Consider the following 10,425-nt stretch of genomic DNA (forward strand, 5'->3'; position numbering starts at 1 on the left):
ACTCATCTCCCCTGCTTAGACGCGGTGCTTACATACACGATATTGACCCCATCAAACTCTGCCTTCGGAGGTCTGATCGCATCTCTCATCCTGACGAGTCTCTTAACACTCCCAGGAACTGAGCCTGTAACAAGCACATACTGAGTTCTTATCACCCCATAATGCAGAAATCCGCCCTTTGGTGTTATCTCCTCCCCATTTTCACCGATCTTTATCAGTCTCTTGTTGTACTCAGTTCTCTGGTGGAAGCCCATTTGTCCAGCCTGTGGAACAGTCCATCTTACATGATGCGGATTCCAAGGGCCGAGATTTCCAACTCTTCTGTGCTTGCTGCTTCTCGCATGCTTTGCATCAAGCGTTATAACTCCCCACCTCTTAACCGGTCCCTGAAAACCCTTGCCCTTGGTGATTGATATCACATCAATTATCGCTCCTTCCTCAAAAACCTCTGAAACGGTAATTTCATTACCCAACTTGGAGATCGCATACTCCAAGGCTTCTTCAACATCCCCTCCAATCTTGTGCTCCATCACATCCGGAACCTTCTTGGGAACTCCAGTGACCATGTAGGGTTGAGTGTAGGTTACAACCCTAACCTCCGAACCTCCGTTTTCAACTGCCATTTTCAGCCTATCAACATCTGGTGTTTTCTTCGGCAAATTAAGTCTTCTTCCTAAGAAAACATCCAGATTGTCACTCCAAACTTCCGCTGCAATCTGCATTCCGTACTGGGTTTTCTTGTAAACTCTTACTGCTGCAACCTTCATAGGCGGCGTCTCGATTACTGTTACTGGCACAACTATTTCCTCCCCATATGTCGGAGAGTTCTTCTTGTCATCAATCATCACAACATGTGTCATCCCTGCCTTGTAGCCTGCGAAGCCCTGCATTCTCACTTCTTCACATTTCGGCCACGATCTTACTCTCGGAATGATACTCTTTGCCCTCTTTCTCGGAGAAAATGCCAAAGAACCTCTTCTCGGTCTGTGATATTTCATCTCAAACCACCCCAGTACTCGGCAAAATTAACAAGTGACAAAGCAGCGAAAATAGCCTCCTCTAACCTTACCGTCCTTGTCCCCTGCAGTGGTACTACATTCCAGCATTCTGCCTCCATCTTTATCCCCAACCTCTTCGCAATCTCGAACACACCTTCTTCTGGATTTCCAAACACGAGCGTGACATCACGTCTTATCACTGGTGGCTTTGGAACTTCACACTTTCGTGAGGTTACCACCAGATTCTTCCTCTTTATTAGCTCCTCCATCCGGAGCCTTTTCACCCGGTAACCCCAATACTCCTGGGGCTTCGCCTCTTCTACCTGCAACGGATTCTTCGAACAGATCCTGACGGTCACGCGGGCGCCCTTTTCGGCATCACACTTCAGGGGCGCCAGGGCATCAATTCCAACATCCACCCATCGCGTCCCGTCAGGGGCAACGTGTCTTACAACACCCTCCCTGACTTCACCGACTTTTAAATGTTTCGACCTGTGGGACGGAATTGAGAGTGGTGGCAGCAAACCTGCATACTTTAACGATTTTTTGAGTGGGAAGAGTTGCTTTCTCAGATACTGGGGCGTTTCGAGATACTCGAGTATCTCAGTAATATAATCTGTTTCGTCAAGAACAGGATCATGATATACTATAATCTCATCAACTCTGAAGACTGCCGCAGCCCTTGCTATCAATCCAACCTTGAAGGCCTTTAATTTCTCATCCCTTTCGTTGATGAGGGAAGATGAGGGAATTGCTATGGAAAGCATGCAAGTTGTCTATTTGGAAAGGATATATAACTTACATGATGCCTACGTGACGCGAGAAAAATTCCTATGGATTAAATGTTATGTTTTGGAGAGAAACAAAAGGAGAATAGTTAAATAGTAGCCGTAAGACTGATGACAAAAACTTTTGGTGATGGTATGCTGGAAGTTGAAGTTATCACTGGAAGGACCCTTAATCAAGGGGCGACTGTCGAGGAAAAACTAACAGAAGAATATTTCAATGCCGTTAACTACGCGGAAATCAACGAAGAGGACTTTGCATCCCTTGGACTGCAAGAAGGAGACAGAGTAAAGGTAAAAACAGAATTTGGTGAAGTAGTTGTTTTTGCGAAAAAAGGAGAAGTGCCGAAGGGAGTCATATTTATCCCAATGGGACCCTATGCCAACATGGTCACTGACCCCTCCACGGACGGAACAGGAATGCCCCAGTTCAAGGGTGTAAAAGGGACTGTAGAGAAAACGGATGAGAATGTTTTGAGTGTTAAAGAACTCTTGGAGGCGATATAATGGCGGAAACTGTTAATGTTGTATGTACTTTTTGCGGTAGCGTGTGTGATGACGGTCAGTTTGATACCGAGAAGTTCAAATCAAAAAAGCTCTGCAAGCTTGGAAGCAGCAAGTTCTCGGAGAAGGAGCGCATAAAGGCTCCAATGGTTGACGGAAAGGAAGTAAGCTACGAAGAAGCTATTGAGAAAGCTGCAGAAATCCTCGTCAATGCTAAAAAGCCCTTACTCTACGGTTGGGCCTCGACTGTGAATGAGGCAATCAGGTTAGGAGTTATTCTGACCGAGAAAGTTGGAGGAGTCTACGACCAATGTGCCAGTGTCTGCCATGCCCCCGGTACGCTGGCTGTTATTGAAGAGGGGTTACCCGGAGGTACTCTTGGAGCTATAAAGAACAGAGCTGATGTCGTCGTTTTCTGGGGAGCAAACCCAATGGAGGCCCATCCAAGACACGGAATGAGGTACTCAATCTCTGCCAAAGGGTTGTTGATTAAGGACAGAAAACAGAGGAAAGTTATTGTTGTTGATGTCAGGCCGACAAAGACTGCCAAGCTTGCAGATGAGTTCATCCAGATCAAACCCGGTTACGATTACCCGATCATCTCGGCTTTGAGAGCCATAATATCGGGTAATGCAGATGCCGTGCCAGATGAGGTTGGAGGAGTGAGCAAAGAGAAGTTGATTGAGCTTGCCGAAACTATGAAGAATGCCAAATACGGAGCAGTTCTCTACGGTCTTGGAGTCACACAATCAAGGGGCAGAGACAGGAACATCGAAAATGCGGTAAAGCTGATCCAGCTCCTCAACCGCCATACGAGGTGGGTTATCTGGCCGATGAGAGGTCATTACAATGTTGTGGGAGCGGGAGAGGTTCCGGCATGGGAAGTTGGATACCAATATGCTATAGACTTCAGCAGAGGATATCCGAGATTTTCACCCGCTGAATTCTCTGCTGTTGAGGTTCTAAAGAGGAGGGACTGTGATGCTGCGCTTATTATTTCCTCCGATCCAGTAGCACACTTTCCAAGAGCAGCAGTGAAGCACCTGAAGGAGATTCCAGTAATTCAGATTGACCCATTCCCCAACATGACCACTCTGGTTGCGAACGTCGTGATTCCTTCAGCAATTGCCGGAATTGAAGCAGAGGGTACAGCGTACAGAATGGACGGAATACCGCTGAGAGTTAAGAAAGTCGTCGAGAGCAAATACTGGAGCGACGAACAGATTCTGGAGAGGCTGCTTGAGAAGGTTGAAGAGCTCAAGAGGTGATTGTGATGCATCACATGTTGCATATTAAGAACGGAATTGTTATTGATCCCAAAAATGGAGTAAAAGCCGAGAAAATGGACATTTTCGTGAAGGACGGCAAAATTGTGGAAGAGGGCGAGATAAGCAAGAATGAGGCCAAGGTTATTGACGCGTCAAACAAGCTGGTGGTAGCTGGCGGAGTAGACATGCATGCACATATTGCGGGCAGTAAAATAAACACGGGCAGAACTATGCGCCCTGAAGAAATGAGGGTTGTTAGACTAATTGCCAATAAATTTAGGACTGCAGTTGGAAGAGTTCTGCTTACCTCTCCTGCAATCGGTTATGAGTATGCAAAGATGGGATACACTTCTGCATTCGAGGCTGCACAGCCACCAATTGGCGCCCTCCATACTCATGAGGAGCTTGACTCCATTCCGATGGTTGATAAGGCTGCTCTGCCAGTATTTGGAAACTGGCATTTTGTGCTAAAATACGTTGCTGAGAAGGACATGGAAAAGCTAAAGGCCTTCATCGCCTGGGCGATCGAAAGAACCAAGGGATTTGGAGTAAAGGTCGTGAATCCGGGTGGTGTTGAAGCCTGGATGTATGGTGGAAATGTGAGCAGCCTTGATGATCAGGTTCCGGGCTTTAATGTCACCCCAAGGGAGATAATAACGTCTCTTGTTAAGGCAACTGAAGAACTACAGCTCAACCACTCAGTCCACCTGCACTGCAACAGACTGGGAGTTCCGGGTAACTACGAGACGACTGTAGAGAGCATAAAGCTGGTGGATGGCATCAAAAACGACAGCAGACAGGTTTTGCATGTAACGCATGTGCAGTTCAACGCCTACGCTGGAGACAGCTGGAGAACTGTTGCAAGCGGTGCTGAGGCGATTGCAAAGACTGTAAATGCGATGGACAACGTCACGATTGACATGGGACAGCCGATTTTTGGCCATGCCACTGCAATGACCGGTGATGCCCCCTTCCAGTTCACCCTTCACAGGCTTACAGGTTCGAGATGGAGCAACAAGGACAGCGAGATTGAAGGTGGTGCTGGTATTGTTCCAATCGCCTATCTGCCAAAGAATCCCGTTCACGCGTTGCAGTGGGCAATTGGCTTAGAGCTTGGTTTACTTACTGATAGCGACAAGGTGGTTCTCACTACAGATTATCCAAATGGGGGACCCTTCACAGAGTACCCCTACATCATGGCCATGTTGATGAGCAAGAAGATGAGAGAAGGAGAGCTTGAGAGAGTAAGTCCATTCGTGCAGAAGGCCTCAAACCTGCCAGCAATTGATGTAGAGAAGAGTCTTGAGGAGGTTATACACATGACGAGGTCGCTGCCAGCAAGAGTTCTTGGACTGCCAAACAAAGGACATCTCGGAGTTGGGGCAGATGCGGATATAGCCATCTACGACCTCAACCCTCTTGAGGTTGATACTTCAAACGACTTCGAGAAAATCTACAAAGCCTTCAAGACTGCCGTGTACACAATAAAAGATGGAAACATACTCGTTAAGGATGGAGAGATGGTTGATGAGTACTGGGGCAAGACATACTGGGTGGATGCAAGAGGCAAGGCAGACATGGAGGCGATCAAGGATGATTTAAACGAGTTCTTCAGCAAGTACTACACCGTAGAATTGCAGAACTACGGTGTCGAAGAGAGATGGTTGAAGAAACCAGAGAGGATAGTAATCTGAGGGGGTGATGAGGTTGATCATCATAAAGCCCAAGACGGAGTTTGTTGTGACGGTCGAAGCTGAGATTACACCTGATCTGGCAGAGAAGAATGTGGAGGAAATCAAGAGGTTCAAAGTTTACTATGGCAAAGATAGAGTTGAGCTGGGAGAGCTCTTTGAAGTAACGAAAGAGGGGGACGACAAGAAGCTCGTGCTTGATGGCGACTTCAGCAGGGTCAAATGGATTGGATGCAGGATGAGTGATGGTGAAATAGTCGTCAAGGGCAACGTAGGGGCGAACTGCGGAGCCTATATGGCTGGTGGGAAGATAACAATAGAGGGTAACGCGGACGACTGGCTTGGGGCAGAGATGAGGGATGGAGAGATAGTAGTGAAGGGTAACGCCGGGAACCTGATCGGCTGCGCTTATTACGGCAACGCTACAGGTATGAGCGGTGGGAAGATAGTCATTGAGGGCAATGCTGGCAATTACATCGGAGAAAAGATGTCGGGAGGAGAAATTGAGATAAAAGGAAATGCTGGAGATTTCATCGGCACTGAGATGAAGGGTGGAACGATAATTATACATGGCTCATGCGGTTTTGTGGGAGGAGATATGAAGGCAGGAGAGATAAAGATTGGCGGTGAATTTGAGCTTGTCCCCACCTTTGTGATGCAGGAGGGCACATGGGTTGGCGATGTGAATGTGAAAGGAGAGGGGATTGTGAGGAAGCTTTAACTTTATTTTTATTATTTTACTGGTAAAAAAGTGGAATGTAGACCTGAACTTAAAACCTTTCAAAGTCGTCTTCAAGTCTCTCTATGTCATCCTCATCAATGAACTCTCCAATCTGAACTTCAATAACTTCCAAAGGTATCATACCGGGGTTCTCCAGTCTGTGTATATCTCCAGCTCTTATGAATGTGCTCTCACCGTTTCTCAGCAATATTTCCCTGCCATTAACAACAACCTTCGCTGTCCCTTTAACCACTACCCAGTGCTCGCTTCTATGATAGTGTCTCTGTAAACTGAGCCTCTTTTTTGGTAAAACGGTAAGTCTCTTTATTCTGTAAAAATCACCTTCTTCAAGAACTGTATAAGACCCCCAAGGTCTGTAGGCTGTCCTGTGCACCTCCACCCTCTTATCTCCTCTCTCTTTCAGTGTTTCAACGACATCCCTTATTTTCTGAGAATCCTTTTTTGAAGATACGAGTACGGCATCTCCAGTGTCCACTACCACGAGGTCTTTAACTCCAACGAGGGACAGTAACCTCTCAGAGATGGCGAGATTGTTCTCGGAGTCAATGACAATGACTTCACCAGAAATGGCATTTCCATTGTCATCTTTTTTATAGAGATCGTAGACTGCATCAAAGCTTCCCACATCGCTCCAGAACGTGTTAAGTGGGATTACTGCAGCCTTATCCGTTTTTTCCATAACACCTTTGTCGATCGAGACTTCCGGTAAGGTCTCATACTCGGTGGTTTGATTTAACAACCTTAGTACTTCCGATGCATGCCGCCTGCACTCTTCCAGAAATAAGTTTCTGGAGAAAACGAAGATTCCGCTGTTCCAGAAGCAGCCCTCAAGGATTAATTTTTCAGCTGTCTTCCTGTCGGGCTTCTCTATGAATTTATCAACCAGAAATCCGTCACCTAATCTCTTTCCTGGCTTTATGTAGCCGTAGCCAGTGTGGGGATTGAGTGGTTTAACACCGAAGGTGACAATATAGCTGTCTGCAAGTTTTTCTGCTTTTTTGAAGGCTTTAGTGAATTCTTCGTTGGCATCTATCATGTGGTCTGCCGGCATTACTGCCACCTTCGAATCTTCTCCAATTTCTCTCAGAGCATAAATGACTGCTGGGAGTGTGTTCTTTGCAATGGATTCAAGCAGAATGTTCGGTATCTCTACCCCCATTTCAGCCAGCTGGTCGAGGATGCGAAACTTATGCTTCTCATTTGCAACAATGTAGATGTCTTCCGGCTCAGATAAGAGCAAAGCTCTTCTGACGGTGCTCTGGAATAAGGACCTGTTATCGAAAATCTTTATGAACTGCTTTGGCATCTCCTCTCTGCTCAGCGGGAAAAGTCTCGTTCCACTCCCTCCTGCGAGGATGACTATCTTCACTGGGTAAAATTTTACAAGGGTTGATAAATAATTTGCGTCTTTTGGATTTGATGTGCCCCTTTGAGTAAATTTTCACCATCTACCCATCAAGTCACCCATTTCAATCGTTTTTGACTTTTGCTACTTCGTAGCAAATTTTGTGCTTTCATCGTTTAAACTGCTCCCCAACCTCCAAAAGACGTTTCAATACTTTTCAAATCCTTTTCCCGTAAATTACAAAACCAACCCCTCCTTTTGAATTGTACCATCTGTAAACCTCTATTGTTCCATTTGGTGGCGAATGGAGGTATTTCCTCACAAACCGATACTTCAAAGCCTCGACATTTTCTGTGAGCACGGGATGTGAGAAGACCACAACGTAATCAATTTCACCTTTTTCAATTCTTCTCAAAAGCTCTTCCTCACTATCTGGAACAGCTACTGTTTTTCTTGAGGTATAGCAATCCAGATACGTTGATTTAGGATATTTTTCATTAGGATGGGCTTTAGAGTGAATTTCCAACCAATATTTTGTTTCACCGGTAGTAGACTGAATTACAGCATTTTCAGGGGTGTTCTCATCGAACCACTTCCCTGCCTCCTCCAGTCCTGCCTCCGAATGGTCGGGGTATGCTGACTGGAAGCCAATGAAGTACACCGTATTTGCGACACAGGCAACGATTATAATCAAAACAACCTTTTGCGGACTTCTTCCTTTAATGAGGCATAGTAAAACAAGTGCTGCAAGGGAGAACGTGAAAATTCTAATTGACAGTGGCACGTCTGGGATAATGTAAACGAGATGAGGGATTTTTGGTGCTGCGATGAACATAACTCCGAGAGTTGAAAGATACAGTAATAGCGTGAGGATGAGTAGTCTTGCATCGGGCCTTCTTAAAATCCCGTATGCAGCTAAGAGTGCCATGTACGGTAAAACTGGTAGGAAATGGCGGATGCCAAGACCCGGACCGACAGTGAAGATAACAACATACAATATAATCGGGGTTACCAAGAATAAGAGCTTTTTGCTGTCTTTTAAAGCTGATATGCCAGAAAAGAAAGCAACAACAAATGGGAGAGTATAGTAATCAGGTGCAAAATAGGTTATGTAGGCCGAATACCCGGCATCAACGATACTTAGAGTTAAAAGTTTGCTGAGTTTCCACAAAATAATCCTAAGCAAATCTGTGAAGATTAGTGTAGATGCGAAGAGGGTTACGAAGATTGACAAGAAGATAACCTTCTGTTTTTTATTTGAATTCATCAAAGTAAATAAAGTTGCAATTGCCGCAAAGACGATACCATGAAGTTTGACGAGAGAGGCGGCAGTTAAAGTTATTATCATCAACGCCAAGTAAAATCTGTTTCCCCTTTCAATCCATTTCACGAAAAACAGCATGAAAGACGTAAGGAGGAAGAGGGAGAGGTTTACGGGGAGGAATCTTATGGAGTAGAAAATTACTGATGGGTTGAAAGAATATAGCAGGGCGGCAATTAAACCAGTTTTGTCATCAAAAAGATCTCTACCAAGCAGATATAGCGGAAATATCGTTGCATATGCAAAAAAGGCAGAAATTAGCTCCACATTTTTGAAATTTAGCTGTAAGAGAGATAACAGGGACGCATAGGTAAAATGCAGAAAGTAACGATTCTGGGCGTAATAGTTCATCAAATTGCCAGAAATTAAATCTTCAGCCTTGTAAAAATACATGTATTCATCTGGAAGTCTGAGATCTGCGTGTCTGAGAAGGGAGAGGATGAAAAATATAGAAAATATGGCAAAAAGAATCTTGCTGGATGAGTCAATTTCCGGTTTTGATAGTCTAAGTGTAAATAGTGCTGTTAATGGGAAAGATAAAAGGACTATAGCCGGAGCTTGAAAGTACAAAGAGAAAGCAAAGAATAAATTCATAAAACAAAGGAAGACAATCAAAGAAGTTGTTGTTACTTCCTCAATTCTCATTCAAATAAGCTTGGGGTTAATTCTCCATAAAATAATTTCTAAAACTTGTTTTTGTGTAATATCTTGTGTAATATCTCCGGAAAATTAAGACCATAAAAAGAGGAAAAGCTATCGGCGATTTCGACCTTTTAATTGCAGCAACAGCTCTTTCAAACAACTTAACAAACGAATAACGTTAGACACTTCAAGAGGTTAGAGTTCTCTCAGAGGAGACTTCCTATAGTTTAGCCAGCACCAGCATTTGAGCTTTCTCAACCAAGATTTCAGTAATCTTCACTCCGTCAAGGTATGTTTCGATAGACTCCTACATAGTCTGCCGTTTAGCAGATTTGCATGCCGAATATTGGCCTTAAAGATAGTACGATCTAATGCAGTTGTGACAATATTCAGGCTCTCTAAAAAACTTTGTCGGGATAGTTTAAATCATCATTCTTGAGGATATTTCTTACCCACAACATGAATCTTCTGAAATTTTCCTCCGGTGATTTACTCCCTTCCGTTACATTGTCCCCAACAATATTATTTTCCGAACCTAAGTGGATGTGTCTCGGATATGTTTCTATATTTCTGTGATGTGGTGCTGTGTCGATTCTGTATATCTTCCTACCCCTCTGCCAGTGAAACGAGAACTTATCCTCAACAGGATACCTGACGTCTATCCATGAGCCGTCTATTAGTCTTAGTCTTACTCTGTCTGGATGAAGTTCAACATCCACCACTATATCGGAAAATTCATCCTTAGTTATCTTAAGGAAAGTTAGATACCTCAGAAACATCAGATCTCCTCAATAAGCTTCCCGACCAGTTTTTTCATCTCATTTATGTTATTTTTTAAAGCCAGAGCAGAAAGAAAATCTTCATAGGCTGGATGTTCCGGCAATTCACCCTTTTCAATTTTTTTCTCTATCTCTTCAGGGTCTCTTACGCCGTATTTCAGAAGGATTTTTTTCAGCTCCTTTTTTTGCTCTATTATCTCCTTCGTGATGATTACGGGTATCCATTCGCTCTCCAAAGCTGCCATGTTTTATTCTTGTCAGATTTGGTATTAAATGTTTCCCGAACAAATCTGGCTTTCAAATTGACATTTTCATTCGGTTTACAGACTTGTATAGTCCCAAAAAATTTG

General features: G+C 44.3%; 11 protein-coding genes. 5 read left to right on the forward strand and 6 right to left on the reverse strand.

Annotated elements, in window-relative coordinates; genetic code table 11:
• Nucleotides 1-2: 2 nt before the first annotated feature.
• Both rpl3p and BP688_RS03405 read right to left on the reverse strand, forming a co-directional pair.
• Nucleotides 3-998, reverse strand: coding sequence for a 50S ribosomal protein L3 (rpl3p, locus tag BP688_RS03400; RefSeq protein WP_290597856.1), 996 nt, complete (start codon nucleotides 996-998; stop codon nucleotides 3-5).
• Nucleotides 995-1,765, reverse strand: coding sequence for a putative RNA uridine N3 methyltransferase (locus BP688_RS03405; RefSeq protein WP_290597857.1), 771 nt, complete (start codon nucleotides 1,763-1,765; stop codon nucleotides 995-997). The genes rpl3p and BP688_RS03405 overlap by 4 nt, the downstream gene beginning before the upstream one ends.
• A gap of 132 nt (nucleotides 1,766-1,897) precedes the next feature.
• Here BP688_RS03405 and BP688_RS03410 point away from each other — a divergent pair, with 132 nt between their 5' ends.
• The 4 genes from BP688_RS03410 to BP688_RS03425 are packed head-to-tail and all read left to right on the forward strand — an operon-like array spanning nucleotide 1,898 to nucleotide 5,967.
• Nucleotides 1,898-2,290, forward strand: coding sequence for a molybdopterin dinucleotide binding domain-containing protein (locus BP688_RS03410; RefSeq protein WP_290597858.1), 393 nt, complete (start codon nucleotides 1,898-1,900; stop codon nucleotides 2,288-2,290).
• Nucleotides 2,290-3,555 carry a formylmethanofuran dehydrogenase subunit B gene (locus tag BP688_RS03415; protein WP_290597859.1) on the forward strand — a complete coding sequence of 422 codons (1,266 nt, stop codon included), beginning with the start codon at nucleotides 2,290-2,292 and terminating at the stop codon, nucleotides 3,553-3,555. Before BP688_RS03410 ends, BP688_RS03415 begins: the two co-directional genes overlap by 1 nt.
• Before the next feature lie 14 nt (nucleotides 3,556-3,569).
• Complete coding sequence (locus BP688_RS03420) at nucleotides 3,570-5,249, forward strand: formylmethanofuran dehydrogenase subunit A (protein ID WP_349677352.1); 1,680 nt, start codon at nucleotides 3,570-3,572, stop codon at nucleotides 5,247-5,249.
• 7 nt (nucleotides 5,250-5,256) lie between these two features.
• On the forward strand, nucleotides 5,257-5,967 hold the full coding sequence (locus tag BP688_RS03425) for a formylmethanofuran dehydrogenase subunit C (RefSeq protein ID WP_290597861.1): 711 nt from the start codon (nucleotides 5,257-5,259) through the stop codon (nucleotides 5,965-5,967).
• A 49-nt stretch (nucleotides 5,968-6,016) separates the two neighbouring features.
• Here the strand turns inward: BP688_RS03425 and BP688_RS03430 are convergent, their stop codons facing one another.
• Nucleotides 6,017-7,357: a mannose-1-phosphate guanylyltransferase/mannose-6-phosphate isomerase gene (locus BP688_RS03430; protein WP_290597862.1), complete on the reverse strand. Its 1,341-nt coding sequence runs from the start codon at nucleotides 7,355-7,357 to the stop codon at nucleotides 6,017-6,019.
• A gap of 193 nt (nucleotides 7,358-7,550) precedes the next feature.
• Nucleotides 7,551-9,047, reverse strand: coding sequence for an ArnT family glycosyltransferase (locus BP688_RS03435; protein WP_290597863.1), 1,497 nt, complete (start codon nucleotides 9,045-9,047; stop codon nucleotides 7,551-7,553).
• A gap of 46 nt (nucleotides 9,048-9,093) precedes the next feature.
• Between BP688_RS03435 and BP688_RS03440 the strand changes: the two genes are divergently transcribed.
• Nucleotides 9,094-9,216, forward strand: a complete 123-nt coding sequence (locus BP688_RS03440; RefSeq protein ID WP_290597864.1) for a hypothetical protein — start codon at nucleotides 9,094-9,096, stop codon at nucleotides 9,214-9,216.
• Between the two features lie 478 nt (nucleotides 9,217-9,694).
• Here BP688_RS03440 and BP688_RS03445 read toward each other — a convergent pair whose 3' ends face one another.
• Both BP688_RS03445 and BP688_RS03450 read right to left on the reverse strand, forming a co-directional pair.
• Nucleotides 9,695-10,075, reverse strand: coding sequence for a toxin-antitoxin system TumE family protein (locus BP688_RS03445; protein WP_290597865.1), 381 nt, complete (start codon nucleotides 10,073-10,075; stop codon nucleotides 9,695-9,697).
• Entirely contained in the window at nucleotides 10,075-10,320 is a 246-nt protein-coding gene (locus BP688_RS03450) for a hypothetical protein (RefSeq protein WP_290623344.1), read from the reverse strand. Before BP688_RS03450 ends, BP688_RS03445 begins: the two co-directional genes overlap by 1 nt.
• Nucleotides 10,321-10,425: the final 105 nt, after the last annotated feature.

The organism is Archaeoglobus sp. UBA230, assembly GCA_002507545.1.
Lineage (GTDB): Archaea > Halobacteriota > Archaeoglobi > Archaeoglobales > Archaeoglobaceae > Archaeoglobus.